Annotated in this window: 19 protein-coding genes and 1 pseudogene; 10 read left to right on the top strand and 10 right to left on the bottom strand. The window is 48.1% G+C overall.

Translation table 11 applies throughout. The features are described 5' to 3' along the window. Positions 1–386: 386 nt before the first annotated feature. Entirely contained in the window at positions 387–1,001 is a 615-nt protein-coding gene (locus QUA25_RS25845; RefSeq protein WP_333042238.1) for a hypothetical protein, read from the bottom strand. A 901-nt stretch (positions 1,002–1,902) separates the two neighbouring features. Here QUA25_RS25845 and QUA25_RS25840 point away from each other — a divergent pair. From QUA25_RS25840 to QUA25_RS25815, 6 genes are all read left to right on the top strand, one after another. Beyond that, positions 1,903–3,474 carry a protein kinase domain-containing protein gene (locus tag QUA25_RS25840; protein ID WP_333042237.1) on the top strand — a complete coding sequence of 524 codons (1,572 nt, stop codon included), beginning with the start codon at positions 1,903–1,905 and terminating at the stop codon, positions 3,472–3,474. A gap of 886 nt (positions 3,475–4,360) precedes the next feature. Beyond that, positions 4,361–4,693 carry a DUF6825 family protein gene (locus QUA25_RS25835; protein WP_190660406.1) on the top strand — a complete coding sequence of 111 codons (333 nt, stop codon included), beginning with the start codon at positions 4,361–4,363 and terminating at the stop codon, positions 4,691–4,693. 112 nt (positions 4,694–4,805) lie between these two features. Beyond that, positions 4,806–6,572: an AarF/ABC1/UbiB kinase family protein gene (locus tag QUA25_RS25830; protein ID WP_333042236.1), complete on the top strand. Its 1,767-nt coding sequence runs from the start codon at positions 4,806–4,808 to the stop codon at positions 6,570–6,572. A gap of 415 nt (positions 6,573–6,987) precedes the next feature. Beyond that, positions 6,988–7,719 carry a PP2C family serine/threonine-protein phosphatase gene (locus QUA25_RS25825; RefSeq protein ID WP_333042235.1) on the top strand — a complete coding sequence of 244 codons (732 nt, stop codon included), beginning with the start codon at positions 6,988–6,990 and terminating at the stop codon, positions 7,717–7,719. A 68-nt stretch (positions 7,720–7,787) separates the two neighbouring features. Beyond that, positions 7,788–8,990: an anhydro-N-acetylmuramic acid kinase gene (locus QUA25_RS25820; RefSeq protein ID WP_333042234.1), complete on the top strand. Its 1,203-nt coding sequence runs from the start codon at positions 7,788–7,790 to the stop codon at positions 8,988–8,990. A gap of 80 nt (positions 8,991–9,070) precedes the next feature. Beyond that, the gene (locus tag QUA25_RS25815; RefSeq protein WP_333042233.1) at positions 9,071–9,520 is read left to right on the top strand and encodes a hypothetical protein; all 450 of its coding nucleotides are present in this window, start codon (positions 9,071–9,073) and stop codon (positions 9,518–9,520) included. A 434-nt stretch (positions 9,521–9,954) separates the two neighbouring features. Here the strand turns inward: QUA25_RS25815 and QUA25_RS25810 are convergent, their stop codons facing one another. From QUA25_RS25810 to grpE, 8 genes are all read right to left on the bottom strand, one after another. After that, positions 9,955–10,152 carry an NblA/ycf18 family protein gene (locus QUA25_RS25810; protein ID WP_006635253.1) on the bottom strand — a complete coding sequence of 66 codons (198 nt, stop codon included), beginning with the start codon at positions 10,150–10,152 and terminating at the stop codon, positions 9,955–9,957. A gap of 631 nt (positions 10,153–10,783) precedes the next feature. After that, a complete protein-coding gene (locus QUA25_RS25805) occupies positions 10,784–11,512 on the bottom strand; it encodes a biopolymer transporter ExbD (protein WP_333042231.1) in 729 nt (242 codons plus the stop codon). Between the two features lie 15 nt (positions 11,513–11,527). After that, positions 11,528–12,313 (bottom strand): MotA/TolQ/ExbB proton channel family protein, encoded by a 786-nt coding sequence (locus QUA25_RS25800; RefSeq protein WP_333042229.1) that lies wholly within the window; start codon positions 12,311–12,313, stop codon positions 11,528–11,530. A gap of 240 nt (positions 12,314–12,553) precedes the next feature. Then, on the bottom strand, positions 12,554–13,804 hold the full coding sequence (rsgA, locus tag QUA25_RS25795; protein WP_333042227.1) for a ribosome small subunit-dependent GTPase A: 1,251 nt from the start codon (positions 13,802–13,804) through the stop codon (positions 12,554–12,556). After that, positions 13,801–14,091 (bottom strand): sulfurtransferase TusA family protein, encoded by a 291-nt coding sequence (locus tag QUA25_RS25790; protein ID WP_333042225.1) that lies wholly within the window; start codon positions 14,089–14,091, stop codon positions 13,801–13,803. The genes rsgA and QUA25_RS25790 overlap by 4 nt, the downstream gene beginning before the upstream one ends. A gap of 291 nt (positions 14,092–14,382) precedes the next feature. Further along, the gene (dnaJ, locus tag QUA25_RS25785) at positions 14,383–15,510 is read right to left on the bottom strand and encodes a molecular chaperone DnaJ (RefSeq protein WP_333042223.1); all 1,128 of its coding nucleotides are present in this window, start codon (positions 15,508–15,510) and stop codon (positions 14,383–14,385) included. A gap of 132 nt (positions 15,511–15,642) precedes the next feature. Then, positions 15,643–17,784, bottom strand: coding sequence for a molecular chaperone DnaK (gene dnaK / locus QUA25_RS25780; protein WP_333042221.1), 2,142 nt, complete (start codon positions 17,782–17,784; stop codon positions 15,643–15,645). Between the two features lie 293 nt (positions 17,785–18,077). After that, positions 18,078–18,872, bottom strand: a complete 795-nt coding sequence (gene grpE / locus QUA25_RS25775) for a nucleotide exchange factor GrpE (RefSeq protein WP_333042220.1) — start codon at positions 18,870–18,872, stop codon at positions 18,078–18,080. Between the two features lie 1,292 nt (positions 18,873–20,164). Between grpE and QUA25_RS25770 the strand changes: the two genes are divergently transcribed. The 4 genes and pseudogenes from QUA25_RS25770 (at position 20,165) to QUA25_RS25755 (ending at position 26,115) form a co-directional block, all read left to right on the top strand. Continuing rightward, complete coding sequence (locus tag QUA25_RS25770; RefSeq protein ID WP_333042218.1) at positions 20,165–22,174, top strand: GspE/PulE family protein; 2,010 nt, start codon at positions 20,165–20,167, stop codon at positions 22,172–22,174. An 89-nt stretch (positions 22,175–22,263) separates the two neighbouring features. Then, on the top strand, positions 22,264–23,361 hold the full coding sequence (locus QUA25_RS25765) for a type IV pilus twitching motility protein PilT (protein ID WP_333042216.1): 1,098 nt from the start codon (positions 22,264–22,266) through the stop codon (positions 23,359–23,361). An 87-nt stretch (positions 23,362–23,448) separates the two neighbouring features. Continuing rightward, positions 23,449–24,576 (top strand): type II secretion system F family protein, encoded by a 1,128-nt coding sequence (locus QUA25_RS25760; RefSeq protein WP_333042215.1) that lies wholly within the window; start codon positions 23,449–23,451, stop codon positions 24,574–24,576. A gap of 588 nt (positions 24,577–25,164) precedes the next feature. After that, positions 25,165–26,115, top strand: a pseudogene (locus tag QUA25_RS25755) (IS630 family transposase). Here the strand turns inward: QUA25_RS25755 and QUA25_RS25750 are convergent. Next, on the bottom strand, positions 26,063–26,262 hold a 200-nt coding region (locus QUA25_RS25750; protein ID WP_333042240.1), incomplete at its 5' end, for a hypothetical protein. The pseudogene QUA25_RS25755 and the gene QUA25_RS25750 overlap by 53 nt on opposite strands.

Raw genomic sequence — 26,262 nt, 5'->3', positions numbered from 1 at the left:
TACCCTATATTTTTCTAGGCGATTTGTCTAGGATTGCCGGACTGTATGATTTTCAGGCAACCTGTCACCCCGTCAGGCTTGTAACTGATTGTCAGACTTTTGATTTTCCCAAGCTAGAGATGTATGGATTTTTTTATAAAAACTCGTAATTAATACCAAATTAATCAGGATTAGTGAAGCCCAATATTTTGGCAACTGATTTAGGATTACTATATTCTAACTGGGGTAGCTAACCAGAATTTCGTATAACAACGCACTTAGGGCTTCACAAACATCAATATTTCTCTCTTTTCTCTTTCTCTGCGCCAAGAGCGCCCTCTGCAGTTCGTTGAAAAAAATCTACTTTATTTCAAGCAATAGGATGGCTATAGGCGATCGCACCCACCCTACAAATCAAAACTCTCTTCACCAATACTTCCCAGTTCCCCGCTACCCAGAAACTCTTCCTCCTCTACTTCTTCACTCCCCGACTCGAAACTTTCCACCACAAACGGCAAACCAGCCGCCATCAAACCCCGTTGAATCAGTTCCGGCGTTTCCTCAAACAAAACAAATAGCGGATGAACAGCCTCAGCTTCATCGCTGTAAATATGTCTGTAGCGCTGCGGCATCACCCATTCGTAACCTTTATCCAGCCAAACTTGAGACTGCCGCCAGCGGCCGAGCAACTCAGAAAACTCTTCGCCCGGACGATGAATGAAAATCAAAATTTCCACTCCAATTTTAACTTTCCATTCAGGATCGCACATCAAAATCGCCAAATCGCAGGGCAAACAAACTGCCTGTCCGGGCGATATGCTAGTGCCGCTGCTTCCGGCATACGAAACCCCGTCCCGCAAGCGCGCAATTGGCAAAGGAATTGTGATTAAACTCTCATGGGCGCGGCGAATACTCGGAATCATTTCCATGTAAACCCGATATTTTTTCAGCAGGGCGATCGCGGCCGAAGATTCGCTGTACTCTGCTAGTAAAGTTTCGTAATGTGATTGTTTAACAGACATTTTCAAACCAAAGAATAAGTAATTACTAATTGCTGCTAATTGCTAATCGATCGCTTCTCGTTACCAGGAAGACCCCATTGGTGACAACTTAAGCTCAAGTTCCCCCCTTCGGAGAACTTGAGCTTGCCTCCAGGCCTTGCTGTGTAACGCGAACAGCGATTGAAGCTTTTATGGCTCTGGGCTACCAATGTCTGGAGAATGCTTACAGCCTTTTTATTTACAAGGTTTGAGCCATTTGCAGTCTCAAGATTAAGCCCGATACGATGCCTCTTTCTCATTTTATGCCGCTCGCCTGAACTTCATCTGAGCCAAAAAGGTAATTTGGTCTGTAAGGTGTGACTCTGGGAGCAGCAGGGGAAAACGACGTATTATAAATCCAGATCATATTCGCCATCGGAATGTACCAGTTCGCCTCAACTGAAGTGATCGCAGCCAGATTGCAAAAATTGCTCTCTCCCCTAGTCTATTCAAGAATCGAGCCTCTCTTCAGACCTGAGAGTCTCAATTTCCCAAGCTCAAGAGCGCGATGCGGCAATCTTCAATCCCATAAAATTGATTATAAGTCAACATAAAACCTAAATTTTTACAAAAATCGACTAATTTTAAAGACTTGTTAAAGCAATGAGGGGTTGTACCCCCCAGAAGTTAGAGTCAGATCAGATATTTATAGATGCACCCTGATGGCTTTCCCGTTCCACAAGAGCGGGATTTTTATTATTGGAAAGCCGGAGCGTTAATTTTCACAATACCTACGACAGATAAAATGACGTGGGGATGCCAAGATTAAAGATATAGCAGAGCTAAAGCTCAAACTAGGGCGCCGATCGCTCAAACCTCACCCCTAACTCTGCGAAATAACCCAAAGGCGGTAGCATAGTTTGGGAAACGGCATCAACTGAAGATGAACTTAGCGCCAGCAACAGTCCTGCAACAGGGCAAATACAAAATTAACGCGACTTTAGGGATAGGAGGGTTCGGCATCACTTACCGAGCTATCCACACCCATTTAAACCAAACCGTCGTACTCAAAACCCTCAACGAAAGTCTGCGCCAACACCCAGAATCTGCCCAATTTCAGCAGCAGTTTATTGCCGAAGCCCAACGCCGCTCGCGGTGTCAGCATCCCAACATAGTCAGGGTAATTGACTTTTTTGAAGAAGCCGGACAGTCTTTTATTGCAATGGACTACATTCCGGGCCAAACTCTCGCCCAAATAGTCGAAACCGATCAGCCGCTGCCAGAACCCCAGGCCCTGCACTATATTCGGCAAATAGCCTCAGCCGTAAGTACAGTTCACCACAGCGGATTGCTGCACGGAGATATCAAGCCAGAAAATATTATCCGGCGAGCCGATTCTCACGTAGTAATGTTAATAGATTTCGGAATTCCCCGCGGCTTTACCGCCGGCACCAAACAAACCCACACTAACTTGCTCTCCCCCGGGTACGCGCCGATCGAACAATACCTCTATGACGGTAAATGTACACCGGCCACTGACATCTACGCGATCGCAGCCACCCTCTACTACTTACTCTCCGGCGTGGCGCCCGTAGCAGCACCCCTGCGCGATCGCATTCCCTTGACTGAGTTACGGCAATTTCAGCCCAACCTCAGCCCAGGAATCGAGCGAGCCATCCTTCAGGGACTCGAAATCGACCCCCAAAACCGCCCTCAGACAGTCGAAAATTGGCTCACCATGCTGCAAGAAACAGAGCGAGTATCAGTAAAAAGAAAAGGCAAGCAAAGTCTAAGATTGCCCGCACCTCCCCCGCCGCAGTTGACTTTTCTGGCGTTTGTGGTAACGGCTGCAATTGCAGGCTGGATGGGTTTTGACCTAGCATGGCACTACAACAGCACCAGTCTCAGCAATCGCCCCAAAATTGAATCCTTCCCATCTCTGGAAGATTTGCTCAAATCCCGCGATTTGTCAGGGCCGATGTTCGGGCAGCCGTCTGTCGAAAGCAGCCCTCTCTATCCGATCGAACTCAACAAGCGCCCCAAACCCCCCTTAGACAGCACCAACATTCCCGAACAGATCGAAGATCCCTCAGAAACTAGCGCCGTACCTTCTGAGTCTCCAAGCCAGGAAACTCCCGCCCCAGAACCCGAACCGGAACCTGAGCCATCGCCGACGCCCGAACTCGCACAGGAGCCTTCTGAGTCCCCCATTCCAGAGCCTCAAACCGAAATCGAGCCAGATCCCCAACCAGAAGCCGCACCAGTACCAGAAGTTGCGCCCCTGCCTGCAGAACCGCCCGTCGCGCCCGCCCCGCCTGCCCCTGAGAGTGCTAGCGCTGAAACCCTGCCGCCGTCGGAATCCCCGTCGCCAGTAATAGCGTCGCCGATCGAGCGATCGCCTGATCCTGCGATACCAAATCCCAGTGGCAACAATTCAGATAGTTCGATCGCACCTGATTCACCACCGCCTGTGGCAGATCCCACGATACCTTTTCCCGAACCTGCGACAAATTAGTATGGTTTTTGTTGGTTCAAAGTGCGGACAAATACTTGGTTTTATGAGTCAGCAAATATCTGCTCATTAGTTTAGATAATAAGGCCCTACCTAGCCAACGACTATCTTCCAAAAACTTCCGTCGAAGCTGAAAATCCCAACAGTCGCCCTCTGAGTTTATCGAATATTTCCTATTCCCTCTGCAATCCAAATGCCCGCCAAAAAATGCAGGACTGTTTTCTATTTGGATTTAAATTATGTTAGAATATGTGCGTGGCGCTGAGGTGGTGTGATGTCGCGTATTAATACTGCCAAGCTGCAAACATTTTGGTACAAAGCAACCCCAACCTCGAATTTGAGCCAGTGTAAGCGACGCTTTAGGGCTACGCCGTGGCGCGTTAGACTGTTCTAAATCTCAAGAATCCCATCTCCGACACTCGGGGTGGGAGTGTCAATTCCCCCAAAATTCCTTCCTTTGGGAGCAAGCATCATCGGGGACAAGCAAGTTATAATTTGTTGCGGAAGCGCACAGAGATTTTTTGTCAGGAACTCAGGGCTAAAGCCACTGAGCTTGTAAGAAATTACAAGCTGTTCTGACCAGACCCCTCTCAGGAGGAGACGTTATTCAGGTCACGACACCGGAGAGTGCGACGCCAGTTTTCCGCTCTGTCATCTGCAATTAAACAGTTTTAAAGTCACTGAAACAGTGTTGCAGGTCTAACAAGCCTTTATAACCAGGTCGAGGCGAACATTACCCCGCAAGGGAGGAAGGAGACAACTGTATCTCCATTGGAGGGGCAACCATACCCCTCTAACCCCGCAAGGGGATTCAAGGCGGTTGAAACCGCCGAGTCGTTTTCCTCTCAGGTCTAAAGACTCTGAGTTTCCCACTTACCGAATATTTTTTATGAGTAAACCCCCAGTTCATGCTTTTTTTGTAGGCAGAGCACTTGCCGAAGCACTGTACGAGCAATTAGAAAGCGCGGCCACCAACGCTTTCTCTGAACTCGGCAAATTTGACGCAGAACAAAGAGAACGCCTGCGGCAGTTCACCGATCGAGTTGTGGAACGGGCAAATCGAGCTTCGGATGAGGCGATGCAGACCAGAACTGGCACTGCAAGCACCACCACCATTCAAGACATCCATCCTGCAGATTTGCAAGCGACTATTGACGAGCTGCGCGCCGAAGTAGCTCTGGTGCGCTCGGAATTGCAGCGCTACCGCAGCAGTTTGCCCTAGCGCTCAATTTCGATCACAACTATTATTTACTACGTGAGCGCATTGCTTTGCGCTCCTGCGCTCCTACTTTCAATCAAAGCAACAACATAAAATAAGCAATTTGGGAACCCAAGTGTCTGCTCTCCTTGATGACTCTGTTAATCGCCAGCGCTCCCCCAAGCCCACTGGCGAAGCCGATGAGCCAAAAACTGCTAGTAAATCCTACAAAAGTAAAGCTTATCGCTGGAACCGCGAAAAATATTCCCGGAAGCGGCGCTTCTTCGACATTTGGGCCTTTGTTTTGCTCTGGCTGGCTTCCCTCTGGCTCGACAGCAAAAATTGGAGCTACTGGGGAGGCGTGACTGAAGAAAAGAAAGTTGCCAGACGCCGCTTTCAAGCTATCTGGGTTCGAGAAACACTCTTGGATTTGGGGCCAACTTTCATTAAAGTTGGGCAGTTATTTTCCACCCGCGCTGATTTGTTCCCGGCAGAGTTTGTCGAGGAACTTTCTAAGCTGCAAGATAAAGTGCCTGCTTTCAGCTACGAGCAGTTAGAGGTAATTGTCGAGCAAGATTTGGGCAAGACTGTTCAAGAACTCTACCGCAGCTTTGACCCGGTGCCCCTGGCGGCTGCAAGTCTGGGTCAGGTACACAAAGCTCAACTGCATTCGGGCCCGGAAGTGGTGGTTAAGGTGCAGCGACCGGGACTGCGGAAGCTGTTCGAGATCGATTTGCAAATTCTTAAGGGAATTGCCCGTTACTTTCAAAACCATCCTAAGTGGGGCCGCGGCCGAGATTGGATGGGGATTTATGAGGAATGCTGTCGCATTCTGTGGCTGGAAATTGACTATCTCCATGAAGGCCGCAATGCTGATACTTTTCGCCGCAATTTTAGCAACTGTGACTGGGTGCGGGTGCCGAGGGTTTATTGGCGGTACGCGGCTCCGCGAGTACTGACTTTGGAATACCTGCCAGGGATTAAAATCAGCCACTACGAAGCTTTGGAAGCTGCCGGTATCGATCGTAAATTAATCGCTCAGTTGGGGGCAAAAGCTTATTTGCGCCAGTTGCTCAACGACGGCTTTTTCCACGCTGACCCACACCCCGGCAACATCGCTGTTAGTGCTGACGGTTGTCTGATTTTCTACGATTTTGGCATGATGGGGCAAATCCAGTCGAACGTCCGCGAAGGACTGATGGAGACGCTCTACGGCATTGCTTCCAAGGATGGACAGCGAATTATGGATTCTCTGATCAATTTGGGAGCTTTGGTGCCTACGGGTGATATGAGTCCGGTGCGCCGCAGCATCCAGTATATGCTGGATAACTTCATGGACAAGCCTTTTGAAAATCAGTCTGTGAGCGCGATTACCGACGACCTTTACGATATTGCCTACAACCAACCTTTTCGCTTCCCAGCTACTTTTACTTTTGTAATGCGAGCTTTTTCCACAATCGAAGGGGTGGGCCGCGGTTTAGATCCCGAGTTCAACTTTATGGAGGTGGCACAACCTTTTGCCATGCAGCTTATGACTAATGGAAATGGCCATGATACAAGTAGCAGCATTTTTAACGAAATCGGTCGTCAGGCGGCTCAGGTGAGTTCGAGTGCTTTGGGTTTGCCCCGCCGGATTGAGGAGACTATTGATAAACTCGAACAGGGAGATTTGCGGATTCGCGTCCGTTCTGCAGAAACAGAGCGCTTGCTCCGTCGCATGAGCAGCGCTCAAATGGGCACGAATTATGCTTTGCTGATGAGTGCTTTTACTTTGTCGGCGACAATTTTGTTTGTCAGCAATCAAGTCTGGCCTGCTGTCGCTGTGGCAGTGCTGGCGGCGGGTGCAGGGTTTGCTATGCTGCGTTTGTTCAAGCGGATCGATCGTTTAGACAGGATGTCATAATTGTGCAATTTGCGATTTGAAATTTCAGGTTTGAAATTTCTCGCCAGCCCAAATTTGACATCGAATGTTAAGTTTTGGCTGGCTGAACACAGATTGCTGAAATTTACAACACTTACGCGCTTTGAGACTAAAAACCCGGTTGCTGCCTAGATTTCTCGCCAGCAAAACCTCTAATTTTGGGTAGAAATCCAGTTTTTTTTGGCAGGTGCTGCTTAATTTACTAGATTTACGGAAATTTTAAGATGGGATTACCATCATACGATCTACAATATGAGGTCAAGGAAGTGCAATTTTTCCAAAACTCGCGATCGCGGGCTGCAGAATTTCAAGTCCGTTCGGGATTTAAGTTTTGGAATAAAAAATCGCACCCCATTAAATCAAGCTTTCAAGTTCGATGAGTCCAATCACCCAATCTATGAAACGCTCTTTCGCAGGTAAGACAGACACAGGGCTAGTTCGTTCCGTAAATCAGGATTCGTACTACATAGACTCTGACGGGCGATTTTTCATAGTGGCCGATGGAATGGGAGGACACGCCGGAGGTCAAGAAGCCAGCCGGATTGCGACTCAGGCGATTCAATCTTATTTGCTCGAACATTGGGAAGGGCCAGAGGATTCTCCGCTGTTGTTGGAAAAGGCTTTTTTAATTGCCAATCAAGCAATTTTGACGGATCAGCTCGACCACCCGGAGCGTGCTGATATGGGAACTACGGCTGTGGTTCTAATGTTTAGGGATGAGGGCCGACCCTGGTGCGCTAATATCGGTGACTCTCGCTTGTATCGGCTACACGGCTCTCGCTTGGAGCAGATTACTGAAGACCAGACTTGGGTGGCTCAGGCTGTCAAAAGAAAGGCTCTAACTCCTGACCAGGCTCGCACTCATCCTTGGCGTCACGTTTTGTCCCAGTGTTTGGGCCGCGATGATTTGCGGGAGATAGATATTTTGCCGGTGGACGTGCAGCCTGGGGATCGCCTGCTACTCTGCAGCGATGGCTTGACTGAAGAACTTTCCGATCCTTTGATTGCTTCGCCTCTGAAGTCGATTCGCGCCTGCGAGGGCGCTGCAAATGCTTTAATTCAAGCAGCTAAGGATAAAGGTGGACGCGATAATATTACTGTGGTGATCGTGACGCTCGACCTCAAATAATATTTGATCGCCCGATCGCACCCCACTATCTAAAATCTAAAAATCTAAAATCTAAAATCTAAAATTGAATGACCCGCGTTATCGGTTTGATCAGCGGCACGTCGGTGGATGGCATTGATGCTGCTTTGGTGGATGTGGTCGGTTCCCAAACAGACTTGAAAGTGCAATTGGTGGCAGGCAAGACTTTCCCTTATCCTGCTAATTTGCGATCGCAAATTCTCTCGGTTTGCAGTGGTTCAGCTTTGTCAATGGCTGAACTAGCCCAATTAGATGATGCCATTGCCCAAGAATTTGCCACGGCAGCATTGACAATTCAAGCAGAATATGATAAAGCCGAATTAATCGGCTCTCACGGTCAAACCGTCTACCACCGACCTGCTGGCAAAGCCCCCAAAGACAGCGCCGGTGCGTTAATGGGCTACAGCTTACAACTTGGGCGGGGCGCGCTAATTGCGGAATTGACAGGAATTACTACTGTCAGTAACTTTCGCTCTGCAGACATTGCTGCAGGGGGTCAAGGAGCACCCTTAGTGTCCATAGTTGATGCCTGCCTGCTGGCGGAACCCAACATCAGCCTCTGCATCCAAAATCTGGGGGGAATTGGCAATGTTACCTATCTCCCTGCCAGAGGAAAAGGGGAAAACAATGACGAGTCTGAGATTTTCAGTCTGGGGAATGGCATATCGGGCTGGGATACAGGCCCGGCGAATTCCCTGTTAGATTTGGCAGTACAGCACTTCTCAGGCGGCACTAAGACGATCGACGAAGGTGGAGCTTGGGCGGCATCGGGCACTCCCTGTCAAGCTTTAGTCGAGGATTGGCTCGCATCAGAGTTCTTCCGCCAAGCACCGCCGAAATCAACGGGGCGAGAGCTATTTGGTGTAGACTATTTTGACAGGTGTTTGGTCGAGGCCCAAGGTTACAACCTCAGTCCTGCTGACGTGCTGGCTACTCTGACAGAACTGACTGTTGCCTCGATCGTTCACAGTTACCAAACTTTTTTACCGGCTATGCCCGATCGAGTTTTACTATGTGGGGGCGGAAGCCACAATCTCTACTTAAAACGCCGATTGCAATCTCAATTGCATCCAGTGCAAGTGTTGACTACTTCTGAGGCAGGCTTGAATGTAGATTTTAAAGAGGCGATCGCATTCGCGGTTTTAGCCGCATGGCGGGTTCGGGGCATTCCCGGCAATCTGCCTCAAGTTACTGGTGCCCGGACATCGGTACTTTTAGGAGAAATTAACTCTTGTTGGCACAGTTGGGCGTGATAGCATAGAGTCTGAGGGACAACGGCTGTGCGTTGTTGCACCAGCATTGTAGCCAGCAGGAAAAGCATAGGAACAGCACTGTGGCTCACACGTTTTTAATGGAATCTGGCCAATGGACGCTCGAAGGAAGCTGGATTGAGCGCAATGGCGTGCCAATTACGGTTAAAGGCAAAACTTTAGTGAGCTGGAACCGAACAGATTGGTTCAGTATGGTGACAAAGCTCGTATTTCCTGGAGGCGATCGCGAAGAGATTATTTTGCAGTATCGAGGACACCTCAACAGCGATGAACGGCAGTATACTTTTGTACTCCAACACAGCGAACTCGCCCGCGTCGAGGGCGAAGGTTGGATTGCTCCCCAGTCGATCGTCCAGCGTTATTGGGTATTGGGAGACGAACGCCAGCGGCGGACGGGTTTTGATACCCTTCACCGGGTTGATGACAACCGCTACTACCAATCTAGCGGCATCATGTCTGGTCATTACTTGACGAGTACAATGGAGGCGACTCTGGAACGTCAGCCGGAATAACTCTTTCTAGAGTCCACAGTTGCCACTTCTAGGGATTGATGTGAAAACTGAAGGTTTTGCTAGTCGGAGGTCGCGCTCAGATGTCCGACTAGCGCCATTGTTGTCAAACCTCATCCGCTGCAAATAAACACAAATATATTTAATTTGTTAAAAATTTTAAGTGGTTAAAAAATTAACACTTTTTATTAAAAGTTATCTAATTTTCGAGTCGAGGCGCGATAAATTGTCTTTGCGCTCTCCGGTGGTGTCGATCGACAAAATGCTTAGCTCGATTCCGCAATTCGAGTGAAATCCACAAAGAAACTGTCCAATTTTCCTCAAGTCTCTATACAGGTCTTCTACCCTCTGCCTTCGAGTGACGCCCCATCACCCCCAACTCCTTTCCGCCTGAGGGAAGAGAGTAAGAGACGGAGGTCGCCGACTGCGACTCTTGGTTACTCAACGCCTGGGTTAGGTTCTAAACCCCAGTGGTGTTTCAGAAAATGGCGGTACATGGTTTCCCGTAGCATCATTTGCTCGTAAAGCTTGACCAAAAACTCCTGAGCTTGTTCACGGCTCATGTCACTTACCTGTGTTTTGAAGGAACACAGGCTAAATTGCTGTTCCAAAGACAATTCTGCTGGTTGGCTCATGACTTTGACTCCTCTGTAAGTAAAGGTGACTTAAAAGTGAACACCTGGATTAACCAGATTTGTAAGTTGTTTCAGCGATCGACCGTTGGTTTCGGGATGCCCGATGGCCCATATCGCTTGAGTATATATTACAAAAGGTAACAATCATTTGACAAAATTACCCTCTGTCCTAAGAAATAACTTACTTAGGGATAGAGATGGGGAGATGTCTGCAAAAGTTCCTTCCGCAGGCATATACAAGTGTATCTACTTGTCAAGAGAAAAAAGGCTCAGTACGAACCAAAAGAATTGAAGCCGTTTATACCAAATCCGGCGGAGATTCTTTCCGCGATGAGGAGAGCGGAAGAGCGGGAGAGCGGGAGATGAGGAGAGGGGGAGAGGCCCAGAGGGAGAGATTGAAAGATGAGGAGAGCGGGAGAGGGGGAGAGGCCCAGAGGGAGAGATTGAAAGATGAGGAGAGCGGGAGAGGGGGAGATGAGGAGAGCGGAAGAGCGGGAGAGCGGGAGATGAGGAGATTGGGAAAATTTCTATTTCTCTGTTCTCCCTTCTTCCTTCTCCCTTCTTCCGACGAACATCCGTTACATCCGTTACATCCGTTACACAATCCGTTGCCGAACCTTTTTCCTTCTGACTAATTCGAGGGCCCGCCATCCTGGGGTGGAGTGACCGCTCCGGGTCTGAAATTGGGAGCAGCGGGTGCAGGCGAAACAGGAGGAATGCCCTGATTTGCCCCAGAGTTGCTAGGCTGCTGTGGAGCCGGGAGAGGAGATTGAAACTGATTTGGATTGAACTGCTGCTGCCCCGGAGCCGGGAGAGGAGATTGAAACTGATTTGGATTGAACTGTTGCTGCCCCGGAGGCACAGGAGACGGCAGAGGTTGACCGGAATTGCCGATCGCAGGTGCCGCAGGAATGCCCGAATTGGGAAGCGAGGTATTGGGCGATGGGGAGGAAGCCGAACTAGGAAGAGTTGCCAGCGCAACTCGATCGCCCCCTACCTCTCTCAATTTGTCTAAAACCTCCACAACTTTGGCATATCTCGCATTTTGAGGAGCGTACAGCACCATCAACCCCGTAGGATTTTTACTTTGGAAACTCTTTAAAACTCGATCGAGTTGTTGGTAATTAACAGGCAATTGGTCGATATAAGTTTGACCGAAATCGTCAATGCTGACAATCAGCATCTCTCGCATCTGTACTTGTCCTGTCTTCGCTTTAGGCAAATCCACATTAATGGCTTGCTGCCGAGTCAGTTGCAAAGCCGCCAGGAGAAAAAACGTCAGAATGCAAAAGATCACGTCAATTAAAGGCACCAGTTCAATCCGAGCCTCTTCAGCAGGAGTATCTAGATTAATCTTCATCAGTTCTCCTTGGTTCTAGTTATTAGAAGGTGAATCTTCAGCCGGATCGGAACCTTTCAATTTCGGCTCCCGATTCCGTTCTCCCGATTCTTGAGAATTGAGAGAACGCCTGTTCAAACCATCTGCACCAAAAGAAGAATTGCTGTATTCTGCACCGGGTGCTCGACCCTTAGCATTAGCTGCAGGCCAGTATTGCCTGTAAAGCAATTCCAATTCATTTCCAGCTTTGCGAAATATTTTTGCCTGGTTGAACAAAAAAGCTTGAAAGATCCGATAAAACGCCAAGCTAAAAATTGCTACTATCATTCCAGTAGCAGTCGTGATCAGCGCCTCGCTAATCCCCAAAGTTACGCCAGTTGTTGCTGACGTGCCGATGTCGCCCAGACGGATGGAACTGAGCGAGTTAATCAAGCCCAAAACTGTTCCCAGCAAGCCCAGCAAAGGGGCTAGAGCGATCGTAGCTTCTAAGATTTTGTCACCGCGACGCATCGAAGCCAACTCTTCATCGGCTGCTGCTTCGAGTGCGAGTCGAAATAAATCTGGTTCGGGATTGTAGAGCCGCAGAGGTGCAGAAAGAAATCGCCCGATCGGCTGTCGGTTAGCTTGTCTGGCAATCTCGTTAGCCGCCCCCCAATCGCTGCGAGCCGCTTCCAGAATGCGGTTAACTATCTGCTTTTCTTTGCTCAGGAGGCTTGCCCAAAACCACAAGCGCTCGATAATGGTACTCAAAGATAGAATCGATAACAGCAACAGGGGCCACATGGCGGGGCCGCCTTTTTCAAACAGTTCTTGAATATTCACAATATTTTTGCTCCTGCAGTACCCGCTAACTTTTGCTTCTGTTCTACTTTTTTTAACAAATCTAAGGCCATTTAATTTTAGCTATTAATGTACTCAGGACTTACGCACTCGCGACTAAAGAACGCCGGTTTTGCGAAGGGGCATCCGGGTACAACGAAGTATTTTCGTCGAGGAAACCCGGTTTCTGGGTAAGTCTTGGTACTGTTTTCTAGTGCCTACGGGCTATGGGCGGCGACTTCCTCACAATTCCTCTAAGTCTTGACACATATCTTGGAGTGACTGGTGTTGAACGCGGCGGGAAGAACGGCGATATTTTTTAGTTTGCAGCTTGGGTTCGTAATGCTGCGTACCATCCGACTTGGTTTGCTGCTTCAAACTCGATTCGGCGCTACTAGAGTTTTGCTCTTGTTGCTGGCGGACGATCGCCTCTTCGAGAAAATTCAAGTAATACTCGTAGCGCTCCCAAGAGCCCCGCACGACACAGTTAGGCTCGTCTCGGTGCGAACAGTCGCTAAACTGGCAGCTACCCAAAGACAGCCTCTGGCGCGCTTCTGGAAAATATTCCGCTAACTCTGAGGGTTCGCATTCGAGAGCCGGCTGATTAAAGCCCGGAGTATCGGCCAAAAGTCCGCCGCCGGGGAGTTCAAATAGTTCGACGTGGCGAGTGGTATGGCGCCCGCGGCCGAGTTTGCCGGAAACAGCGTTCACTCGTAGATTCAGGGCCGGGATCAGTTGGTTGATCAAGCTGGACTTGCCAACCCCAGAAGGGCCACAAATTACCGTTATTTTCCCTTGCAGGTGGTCTAGAAGCAAGTTCGGCAACGGGCTATGTACGGGGTTTAACGGATGTAACGCCTTGACCGAATTTGGAACTTGGGGGTTGTCCTCATAACTCATCAGAGATGGCTCTATTTCTTCCACTAAGTCATGGGAACAGGGTTCTAACGGAGAAATTTCATTTTTAGCATTAGCGGGGGCTTCCTGAACTCCTGCACCGCTGCGGACGCTAATAAACATTGGTTCGTAGCCCCAGCCTGAAAGTCGATCGCGCCACTGTTGCAACTCTTGGGGCGTGACCAAATCGCATTTGTTCAGGCACAAACTCACCTCTAAACCTGTAGATTCAGCCTTGACTAAAAACCGAGTTAATGATGCGGGATCTAAGTCGGGTTCGGCGAGGGCAAAAACGAGGAGAATGCGATCGGCATTAGCTACAGGCGGGCGGTTGAGTTCTGTTTGGCGCGGGAAGACTTCAGAAATTGCACCCCGGCGGTCAGTCCAGTCCGGTTCGTCTACCACCACGCGATCGCCCACCATCACCTGTTGGCCAATTTTTTTCAGTCGAGTGCGACGAGTGCACAGGAGAACCGGAGAATCAGCGAGGGGAGCCTTTTTCCCGTCAATGGAGACTTCGGGATCTAACCTCACTTGGTAGAAGTTAGCCTGAACAGCAATTACAGTACCCACGATCGAGGCTGAATTCAGGCTCATCCTGCTTCCTTGTCTTCTGGGCGCTGCACTTTCATTGAAAAAAAGCCCGACTCCGGCTCATCCGCGACAAATTGCGTTTCAAGTATCTGGTAGCCTTCCATTTTGAGACTGTCGGGCACTTGTTCGATCGGCTCCCCAGCATCCAGCCACACTTCCAAAACTGCTCCCGGTGCCATTTGCTCCAAGCGCAGTTTAGTGCGGACAAAATTCAGAGGACACGGAGTACCCCGCAGATCGATTTTGGCATCTGGGGATTTGGGATTTTCAATTTTCGATGTTGAATTCATAATGCTTTTTGCAATCTCAAATCCTGAAAGCCGTAGTTTTTTAAACAAGTTGCCTGGAAACTGGAGAATCTAAAATTTTGTGTCCAATTGGACACAGACTATTATTCTTTCTGAAAAAAGTGAGCGCAATTGCGCTCACTTTTTTGAGGGCTGCGGAAACGCAATGCCCAGGAAGCGTCCCACCTGAGATTGTTGTGAGCAATTGCACACAATTTTTTGACCGATACTGAAACAAATTGCCGGGGAATCGTCACACAGGAAAATTTGACACCAATTGGTGTCAAAAATTGCTTATTTCTGAAACAAATTACCCAGAAACCCTTCCAAGCCGCCTTTACCGGTACGATCGCCCTTCAGCTTAGCAAGCTGCATCAGCAATTCCCGTTCCTCAGCCGTCACCTTAGTCGGAATGTCAATAGACACCGTAATCAAATGATCGCCACGACTGACTGGATTTCCCAACCGAGGCACCCCTTTTTTCTCCAAAGTCAGAACAGTATTCGCCTGAGTTCCGCTAGGAATCAACAATTCCGTCGGCCCGTCTACGGTTTCCACTTCCAACCGGCACCCTAAAATTGCTTGCAAATAACTAATTTTCACTTCCGAGCTAACGTTAGTGCCGTCGCGCTTAAATAGCGGGTCTTCATTCACCGCCAAGAACACGTAAAGATCTCCGGGCGGCCCGCCGAGTTTGCCGGCATCCCCTTCATTGGAAACGCGCAAGCGAGTACCGTTGTCAACCCCAGCCGGAATTGTGATTTTCAGCTTTTTCATCACTTCTTTCTGGCCTCGGCCGCCGCAAGTTTCGCACTTATCCTCAATCACTTGCCCGGTGCCGTTGCAAGTAGGGCAAACTGAAACTTGAGTAAAGCTGCCGAAAGGAGTGCGGGTAGCGCGTCGGACTTGACCGCTGCCGGTACAAGTCGAGCAAGTTTGGGGTCTGGTTCCCGGTTTCGCGCCAGTCCCGGTGCAAGTTTCGCAGGTTTCTAAATGCTTGATGCGGAGTTCTTTTTCCCCACCAAACACTGCTTCCCGAAAATCCAGCCGCAAATCGAGGCGCAAATCGTCTCCGCGCACCGGCCCGCTGCGCCTGCGACCTTGCTGTTGTTGGCCGACACCTCCCTGAAAACCCTGAAAGAAGCTTTCAAAAATATCGGCAAAGCTGTCACCAAAGTCTTGGAACCCAGGTGCGCCTGCACCGCTGACGCCTGCTTCACCGAAACGGTCGAAACGGGCGCGAGTTTCGGGTTCTGAGAGTACCTCGTAGGCGCGGTTAATTTCTTTAAACCGCTCCTCGGCACCGGATTCTTTGTTGACATCTGGATGGTACTTGCGAGCTAGGCGGCGGTAAGCACGCTTAATTTCTTCTTTGTCTGCGCTGCGAGAAACGCCTAATATTTCATAGTAATCACCGGCCATAGAGCTGCTTGCCTGGAGGTAAATAACAAAAAGTGTACGAAAAAGAAACGGGCGACCTTTCCTGAAATTACTGATTAAAAATCAAAAATTCTCATTGTTAATTTTTAACTTTTAACTGTTAGCTTTTCAGTTTTAAAGGAAAGGATTCATATCATCAACTTCTGGTTCGGGAACCTTCTGTTTTTGTTTTGACTGTGGATTTGACTGTGGACTGGACTGTGGATTTGGCTGTGGATTTGACTGTCGTTTTGACTGTCGTTCCGGCTTGGGCTCCGACTTTGATTCCGGCTTTGATTCCGGCTTTGGTTCCGGCTTTGGTTCCGGCGGAGCTTGGGGCGCCACCAGCAGCTCTTCTTTCAGCAAAATACTGTCGTCGTCCGCTTTAACCTCTTCTGGTTCTGATGATTCTACTTCTGACATCATCTCGCTTTCTACAACAGATCCTGACGGGGCTGCCCCGCTGCGGGCTTGGTCGTAGACTGCTGTCCCCAGCGAGTATAGCAGTTGCTTGAAAGATTCGATTGCGGGGGTGAGTTCCTCGATTGTGATGTCGGGGTTAGTCATCGCTGCCCGCAAGGCTGATGCGGCTTTTTCCGCTTCGGCCTTGAGCTCGTCACTCAGCAGTTGCGCGTTGGTTTTTAAAGTTACACCACAATTATAGACGAGGGAGTCAGCTTGATTTTTGAGTTCGACGAGTAGAGCGCGCTTGATGTCCTCGTCGGCGTAAAGTTCGGCTTCTTGTCGCATCCGCTCGACTTCGGTTTCGCTCAATCCCCCTGTATTGGAAATTTGGATGCTTTGTTCTTTTCCGGTTCCTTTGTCTTCAGCAGCCACTTTGAGAATCCCGTTGGCATCGATTTCAAAGGTAACTTCGATTTGAGGTACGCCACGGGGGGCTGGGGGAATGCCTTTGAGCAAGAACTTGCCGAGACTTTTATTGTCTTTAACCAATGCCCGCTCGCCTTGGAGCACGTGAATTTCTACCGAGGTTTGCCCGTCTGCCGCCGTGCTGTACATTTGCGATCGACTGGTGGGAATAGTTGTATTGCGCTCGATTACTTTTGTGAACACTCCGCCCAAGGTTTCGAGTCCCAGGGATAGCGGCGTTACATCGAGCAGCAGCAAGTCTTTGACTTCACCACCCAACACCCCGGCTTGAATTGCCGCGCCTACGGCTACAGCTTCGTCGGGATTGACGGATTTATCGGGAGAAACCCCCCCAAAATACTTGCTAATTGCCTTTTGAACTGCCGGAATCCGGGTTGAGCCTCCCACTAAAATAATTCTGTCTATGTCTTTGGGGGTCAAACTTGCGTCTTTGAGGGCTTGAGTCACCGGATCGATCGTCGCTTGCACCAAATGAGCCACCAGTTTTTCAAACTGAGCTTTGGAGAGTTCCATTTCCAAATGCTTCGGCCCTTTTTCGTCAGAGGAGATGAAGGGCAAATTGATTGAGGTGGATTCCCGGTTGGAGAGTTCGATTTTCGCTTTTTCGGCAGCTTCTCGGAGGCGCTGCAAGGCCATTTTGTCTTGTGAGAGGTCACTGCCTTCTTGAGTGCGGAAAGCTTCTACCAGCCACTGGACTATGCAGTCGTCAAAGTCATCTCCTCCGAGATGGTTGTTACCGGATGTAGCGTTGACTTCAAAAATTCCGTCTCCCAGTTGCAGGATCGAAACGTCAAAAGTACCGCCACCCAGGTCAAAGACCAAGATTTTCTGTTCTATATTTTGCTTGTCCAGCCCGTAGGAAAGGGCTGCCGCCGTCGGTTCGTTGACGATCCGCAAGACTTCTAGGCCCGCGATCGTACCGGCGTCTTTAGTAGCTTGCCGTTGAGCGTCTGTGAAGTAGGCTGGCACTGTAATCACGGCTTGGGTAACAGTTTGTCCCAAATAAGCTTCAGCATCTTGCTTGAGCTTTTGGAGTACCATTGCCGAGATTTCCTGGGGAGTGTGAACCTTGTTCCGAATTTGGACGTTAACGGTATCGTCTTTGCCTTTTATGCAGGTATAGGGAGTTCTGGCTCGTTCTTCTTCCGTCTCGTCCCACCGCCGTCCGATAAATCGTTTAATACTGTAGACAGTATTTACAGCATTAGTTACAGCTTGCCGCTTGGCCAATTGACCTACTAAGCGATCGCCTGCCTTGCCGAATCCTACTATACTCGGAGTTGTGCGGCCGCCCTCGGAATTGGCGATCACGACGGGTTTACCGCCCTCTAACACAGCTACGCAACTGTTAGTTGTGCCTAAGTCAATTCCAATAATTTTTCCCATAGCGCCTCATAAAACTTTGTGGGATGTTTGGAAACCTCCAACTACAGGTTGGGGGAAGAAAAACGACTCAGCTTGTTTAAACAAGCATCACCCGACCAGATTTGTAGGAAATAAACTTGATTTCCTAAAGCAATATCAAAGACGGGTAAAAACATTTTTCAGAATTTTTGGACAAAGCGCTGACCTGCTTTTAGTCATCTTTAATTCAGAAGTTGGTGAGTCTGCCACCTTGGAACCCCCGAACTCTATTCGGGGGTCACTGACTTTGAGGAATGCAGTAGCTTGTATCCCGATTAACCTTCCGAACTATCGGGATTTTCATCTGAGGCTACCACAGATAGCCCAGCCGCTGCAACTTTCACTTTGGCGTGCCGCAAGACGCGATCGCCCAGAATGTAGCCGCGTTCTAGTTCTTGGATAATTGTTCCTTCCTCGTGTTCGTCAGTTGGCTCGCTCAGCAGAGCTTCGTGGAGGTTGGGGTCAAACTGTTCACCTTCGGGGCGCATCGGAGAAACCCCGATTTGCTTGAGGCCGTCTACCATTTGCTTGTAAACGCTTTGGTAGCTTTTGTGAATGTTCATTTCGCCATCGGTTTGCGGCTTGATGTGCGATCGAGCGCGCTCGAAATTGTCAATTACCGGCAACAGGGGTTTGATCGTGAGACACCTTGCCTGTAAATCTAGCTCTTCTTTTTCCTTTTGGGTACGCCTGCGGAAGTTTTCAAAATCTGCTGCTAGGCGGAGATTTTGATTTTTCAGTTCTTCTAGTTGAGCGGATGCGACTTGCAACTGAGTTTTTAAAGCCTCTTTTTCCTCGGTTACCTGCGCCAGTTCATTCTTCCAAGGCTCCGCCGCGTCTGCAGTCGAACTGTTGGTTGAACTGCTGGTGACGGTAGGCCCCGATGCGTTTGCTGGGGTGCGATCGCCCTGAGCACTTTGATAAGCTCGAGCAAGTTCGAGCTCCCAATCCGCCGATTCGTTCGAGTTTCCTGATGCCGCCGGATTTTCGCTTGCCATTGGCGAACCCTCTGGGGTGGTTTCCCCAGTTGAGTTAGGATCTTGATCTTGCTGTTTTTCCTCGTCAATCATAAAAGCTGCGCGACAGAACCCTATCAATTCTAGCAGATACAGTTAACCCGGTAAATCTAGAGGACTCGAATTTACTGTGTATGGCACAATGTGAAAAGAGGAAAACTCGCCAGCTCTGGAGACATTGCTCAAAGCTTTCCATAAAATATTCAAAGGCCCGTTTAGATATTTACGTATAATATGACAGCAATGAGGGCAACCCAACTTTTTTCGGGTTCTCATTTTTAATTAAAGCGATCGCATTTACAACAATTTTTATAAGTATATTTTTCTGTTACATCTACTACAATGTTTCCCACCTATAAGGCTTGATGTTTCAAGCTTTACTTAAAACGATAGTGACTTAAAGTTATCATCTGTCAGGCTGTTTTAGTCGCAAGCTGAGGCTGGCATTTTTTACGATTTGCTGAGTTTCCCAAGTATGGAGAAAAAGGAATTTGTATTGAGTGACTAAGTAGTTAGCTGTGTGCTTGTGTAACTCAAATACTAGGTTGTTAATTTTGATGCAAATTGGGGCTGTTTTTTTTCGGATTCAATAGCGCCGAAGTCGCTTGAAGTCTCGAATTTTTGCCAGCCAAATGAGAGAAATTAGTTTGTCTCGCTGAGGTGATCATGTGTAAATACGGTTGATATCTAATTTGCCTCTTCCCAAGATTTTTGAACCGTCAAGCTTACGTCACAAAGGTTTGGACACCAGGGTATAATCAAAGTAATATTTACTGACCCAAAACTAGAGTTGCTCAAAATTTGCCCTGGGGGCTCATGCAGCCGACGATCGGGCAGTGACCGATCGCAGATAATTAATCAAAATATATTTCAAAAGGGCGATCGAGGCTTTCGTAACAGCTATCATCACAGAACATAGCTCATCTTTAATTTAGTAAAGCTAACCGCGCCACCACGGGCGCTGTAATTTGAGCAAACAATTTGGGAAAATAGAATTAGCCTGGGAGGGGGACACACCCCGCCCCGCTTTTCTCTCCCGGTACGGGGAACCCCCAAGTGATGTGCCCTGACGCTATAACGAGAGTATCCCGCAAGTTAATCAGGTAAGTAAGCAACTTAGCACTCAATGAACAAGATTTGATTGCTAGCACCGGCAAATCCCTCCAACATCTCGTCAATTTGTGGACGAAGCTTAGAAGGGACTGCGAGCTTACACTTGAGAGATAGGGATTGAGCAAGAAAATGATAGCTGATCCATAAGCAAAGAATATGGGAGTTAAAACCCCGCCTTGGTTTTCCTCTCAGCACTCTTTGTGACTGAGTTTCCCACCTATTGAGTGTTTTTTATGACTAGCACATCCCCGCTTCGCTCCTCCACATCGATAGTTGCTCTGAGCCAATTTACTCCGGCTATCACCAAGATGATTCAGTCGGGTTACGTCAACGGCGAGCAAGTGAAGCAAGCTCAAATTGAAAGCCAGAAGTCGGGCAAGCGTTTGACGGAGGTATTAGAAGCACTTACCGGGCAGCCGTTACCCCCAGAATTGCTGCGACTTTACAAGAAGCAGCAGATGTTTGAACGGAAGATAGTCTACGGCGTTGAAGCATTTGACCCCGAGATGAGCGAAATGTCTAACGAGCAACTCGGAGTGATGCTCGATGCGTTGAAGATTTCGATCGACATTTGTCACCAAGGTCGGTTTTTACCCGTAGCGAAGACTGAAACTGAGCCGGCGGCAGTTTTAGTGGCAATGGTAGATCCCGACAACCTCAACGCCATAGAAGATTTGCGGCGGATTTTACAGCCTCACGGCTTGGCTTTGCAGCGACGGGTGATTACGCCAGACGACTATCAGGACATAACTTCTGCCTATCAAGACGAACAAGTTAAGAGGGAAGCTAAAAAAGCTGAAATCGAAAAGCAGAGAAAGATGGATTTAGGGGAGGGAGATTTTGGCGAGCTCTCGCTAGAAGAGGAGAGTAGCGACCAAGAAGACCTCGCTAACACATTGGACGATGCTGAGGCGGCTCCCGTAATTAAGGCGGTCAATATCATTTTGGCTAAAGCTTTGTCGGAAAAGGTGTCTGACATCCACGTAGAACCTCAAGAAGAGTTCATGCGGATTCGGATGCGGAAAGACGGGGTGCTGCAAGAGTATTTCCGGTTTCCCAAGCAGGTAGTCGCATCGATTACCGCTCGTTTCAAGATTATTGCCAACCTGGATATTGCCGAACGCCGACAAGCTCAAGACGGGCGCATCCGCCGGGTGTTTGAGGGACGCACGGTGGATTTCCGGGTGAACAGCTTGCCTTCCCGGTACGGCGAAAAAATCGTGCTGCGGATTTTGGACAGTTCCAGCACTCAGTTGGGTTTGGGTTTGTTAATCTCCGACGAAGAAACTCTGGCTTTAGTGCGAGAGAGTGCTAGCCGTCCGTTCGGACTGATTTTGGTGACGGGGCCGACGGGTTCGGGCAAGTCAACTACTCTGTACTCGATTCTGGCAGAACGGAACGATCCGGGGGTTAATATCAGTACGGCGGAAGACCCGATCGAATATGCTTTGCCAGGAATTACCCAATGTCAAGTAATTCGGGAAAAAGACTTGACTTTTTCCAACATTCTGCGGGCATTTTTGCGGCAAGACCCTGACGTGATGCTGGTGGGGGAAACGCGGGACAAGGAAACGGCCAAAACGGCTCTGGAAGCTGCTTTGACTGGACACTTGGTGCTGACGACGCTGCACACCAACGACGCGGCCGGAGCGGTCGCGCGTTTGGCCGAAATGGGCGTAGAACCGTTCATGGTTTCGGCCGCTCTGTTGGGCGTGTTGGCTCAGCGTCTGATGCGGCGCGTTTGCGACAAATGCTGCATTCCTTACCAGCCTACTGCCGCAGAACTCGGCAAGTACGGTCTGTCGGCTTCTCAAGAAATTGATCTGACTATTTACAAAGCCAACACCATACCGGTGGAGGAAAGGAAGGAACTGGCAGAACGCGAGCAACTTTGTCGGAAGTGTGGCGGCCTAGGCTACAAAGGACGGGTAGGGGTTTACGAGTTCCTGAAAAATACTGAGCGGCTTCAAACTCTGATCACTCAAGGAGCTCCCACAGAGCAAATTAAGGAAGCAGCAGTAGAAGAAGGGATGAAAACGCTGTTGGCTTACAGCTTGCAATTGGTGCGGGAAGGCGCGACTACCTTTGAAGAAGTCGAGCGTGTGACGTTTACAGACTCGGGCCTGGAGGCTGAAATGAAAGCCAAACGCAAGCAGGGACTTACCTGCAAAACTTGTCAGGCGGAATTGAAGCCGGAGATGCTGGATTGTCCGTACTGCTTGACGCCACGCTTTTTGGATTGATTCAGCAGTTAACAGTTGACTATTAACTGTTGACTCTTAACTGAGCTAGATTGGTCAATAACTATCAATTTGATCGAGGAGAGGTATCTATGGGTCTGATGATTGAAGACGTACTGGAGTCCCTGGTAGAGCAAGGGGGTTCGGACATACACATCCAAGCGGGCGCGCCTATATTCTTCCGAGTCAGCGGGAAACTAACTCCTCAGACTCAATACGGCGACATTCTGTCTGCTGAGGAAGTGCAGATCCTAATTTTCCAAATGCTCAACAATATGCAGCGCAAGCAGTTGGAAATGGAGTGGGAACTCGACTGCGCTTACGGCGTTCGGGGATTGGCTCGGTTCCGCGTCAATGTCTACCGCGAGCGGGGTGCTTGGGCTGCTTGTATGCGGGCTCTGGCTTCTAAGATTCCTAACGCAGATGCTTTAGGCGTGCCGCAAATTTTGCGGGATCTGACGGAAAGACCCAGGGGTATGCTGTTGGTGACGGGACAAACAGGTTCTGGGAAAACTACTACGATGGCGGCTTTGTTGGATCTGATCAACCGGACGCGGGCAGAACACATTCTAACAGTTGAAGACCCGATCGAATATGTGTTTCCTAATATCAAGAGTTTGTTTCACCAGCGCCAAAAGGGCGAAGATACTAAGAGCTTTGCTAATGCGCTGAGAGCAGCTTTGCGCGAAGATCCTGATGTGATTCTGGTGGGGGAAATGCGCGACTTGGAAACCATCGGTCTGGCAATTTCGGCGGCAGAAACGGGTCACATGGTGATGGGAACGTTGCACACTAATTCTGCGGGTGCAACGATTGATCGGATTTTGGACGTGTTCCCGCCCATTCAACAACCCCAGGTTCGCGCCCAGGTGTCTAACTCTTTGGTGGGAATTTGCAGCCAAAATTTGGTAGTGAAAGTTGGGGGCGGCCGCTGCTGCGCTATGGAAATCATGGTGAATACTCCAGCTATGGCTAACTTGATCCGGGAGGGCAAAACTCCAATGATTTACTCCCAAATCCAAATGGGGGCGAAATTGGGCATGAGGACGATGGAAATGGCCCTCGCTGAACTTTACAAGAGCGGTAAAGTCACTTGGGAAGCGGCAATGGGCAAGGCTTCTAAGGCTGACGAACTCGAACGCTTGATCGGCCCGGCACCCGTTGGTGGCGCCCCGGTAAAAGCTCATTAATTCAGTCAGCAGTCATTAGTCAGAAGTCTGCCGACTGAATTAATGACTGATGAGTCATAAATTTTAATAAATTTTCAGAGGTGAGCTGTGGCTACCAACGTTATCCGCGAAAAACCGAAAGGTGGCTTTGATTTCAGTAAGATTCAGGAGCAAATCGAGTATAACCTTACCAGTCTTACTGTTAAGGATATGGCTATTTTTGCTCGTCAGTTTGCGGCTATGTTTAATGCAGGGGTGGCGATCGTTAGATGCCTTTCCGTGCTGCACGAGCAGTGTTCTAATGCTAAGCTGAAGCGAGCGCTCAGGAGCATGAATGCTGACGTTCAGGAGGGGATAAACTTGGCAGAGGCGATGGCTAAGTTTCCTGATGTTTTTGACCAACTGTTTATCAGTATGGTGGCGGCGGGAGAAGTCGGGGGTGTGCTAGATGAAACCCTAGACCGTCTGGCGGTGATGATGGAAAAAAATCACAAGACGGAGGCTGAAATTAATTCGGCGATGTCTTATCCGAAGACTGTGTTCTTTATTGCGATCGTGATTTTTTTCGCAATGACCATATTCTTGCTACCAACTTTCGCTAAAATATTTAAGGATATTGGTGCAGATTTGCCAGCTTTTACGGTGTTTATGTTGGCAATTAGTGCATTTTGTACCGCTTGGCCTCCGATCCAACAGATAACAGTTATTGGGGTAATTATAGCACTCAAAATTGCCTTCGATATGTACTACAAAACTCCAATAGGTCGCCTACAAATTGATAGGATTGCGATGAAGTTGCCGATTTTTGGAGATTTGATCGAAAAATCTGCGGTGGCTCGGTTTTGCGTGATATTTGGGTCGCTGACGCGATCGGGCGTGCCGATTCTCAATTCTTTGGAAATTGTGCGAGATGTGGCGGGGAATCAGGCGATATCTAATGCGATCGAATATGCGAGACAGGAAATTCAAAGCGGCGGCATGATCAGTATTGCTTTGCAAGAACAAGCTGTTTTTCCGTCTTTGGCCATTCAAATGATGGCAATTGGCGAGGAGACAGGGGAACTTGACAAGATGCTAATGAAAGTTGGCGCTTTCTACGAAACGGAAGTCGAAGAAGCAGTAAAAGGACTTACCAGTATGCTAGAACCTCTGATGATTGTTGTCGTCGGTGGTATCGTAGGTGCGATTTTGCTGTCGATGTATCTGCCGATGTTCGCAGTGTTCCAGAAGCTGTAAAAAAGAGCTAATTAGTTATTAGTTATTAGTTATTAGTTAGTAGCAATTAACGCATAACCAATGACTATTTCAATCGTCCCCAGGCTCTGCCTGGGCAGACTTTTGGAGGAGGTACATCCTCGATTAAAAGGAGAAAACAATTTGGAGGCATAGCCTCCAAATCTTCATTACCAGGGTCTTCCCATTGGTGACAACTTACGAAAATATCACAAAAGTCAAGTAGGATAGGCAGACAGATTTAACTGCTGCCTAATCCTGGTTTTAGGCTCCAGGGTAAACGCATCTTAATTTGAACCCAAAATATGCTACAGTTAAATCCGAATAAATTTCAAGGTAGTTATTGTAGTTTATGGGTGCTATCAATGGCAAAAGGTTTTACTCAAACTTTAGACACCAACAAAAACAAACAGATTCCTGACCTGTGGTGAATATATTAAAGGCCAGTTTTTTAGAAAATTTGACCAATTTGAACGACCCCAGAATAGAAAGAATAAAAAAAGTGGCTCTTCATTAGTTAATATGCTATAGCGTTTTTCACAGCTATGAGGTACACTTGGTAAAGTAAAACTATTTAGAGGAAAATCATCAATGCAACCGTATTCACTAGATTTTAGAAAAAAAATAATAGAAGTGAGAGAACAAGAAAATATCTCAATAAGAAAACTAGCAGAACGTTTTAAGGTAGCTAAGAGCTTTGTTCAAAAATTACTAAAAAAAGCCCAAGAGACAGGAGATATAAGTCCTCTTGCTCAAGGAGGAAGTCCACCCACCAAATTAACAGGGCGAACAATTAGTGAGTTTAGTGGAAATAATAGAAGAGAATAATGATGCAACTTTAAAAGAACTAACGGAAATGCTTGAGTTAAAAACGGGAATAAAAGTAAGTATATCGACCATGGGACGAATTAGCCATCAACTCAATTATACTTTCAAAAAAAAACACTCTATGCGGCTGAGAAAAGAAGCGAACGAGTTCAAAAAGCCCGAGTAGAATTTTGGGAAAAAATCCGGGACATCCGGGCAGACGACCTAATTTTTATAGATGAATCCGGAGTTAATCTAGCAATGGTACGACTATATGGAAGAGCCTTAAAAGGTAAAAGAGCGAGAGGAGAAAAACAACTCAAAAAGGGAACCAATATTTCTTTAATATCGGCTTTATAGAGTACAGAAGTGGTAGCTTCAAGAACTATTTATGGTGCAGTAAATGGAATAACATTTGAAGCATTTATCCTGAGAGAATTAGTTCCTAAACTTTGGCAAGGTGCTTGTGTAGTTATGGATAATGCTAAAATTCATTGCGGAGAAATGGTGAAATAATTTATCGAAGAGGCAGGAGCAAAGTTAATTTATTTATCTCCTTACTCTCCCGAGTTTTCCCCGATAGAAAATTTTTGGTCAAAAGTGAAATCTCTGTTAAGAAAACTTAAAGCCAGAAATTATTTAGACTTAATTGATGCAATTACAGATGCTATGCTACAAGTTACTAAAAAAGATATTCATAACTGGTTTGCTCATTGTTGCTACTGTACCTCATGACTATAGGAAACGCTATATAGCGATCGCAAATGGTTTGTAAACCATCAATTATGTATAATGAGGTAGGTGAATCGTAAGGATTCAGGTCTAAAAACTTGCGGCTCCAACGCTTGTCTGGCAAGGGTTGTAGGGCAAAATAAGGGTTTT

The organism is Microcoleus sp. Pol17C6 (assembly GCF_036701145.1).
Classification (GTDB): domain Bacteria; phylum Cyanobacteriota; class Cyanobacteriia; order Cyanobacteriales; family Microcoleaceae; genus Microcoleus.
Note: the sequence above shows the minus strand (reverse complement) of the source record. Positions and strands in the feature narration are given on the sequence as shown.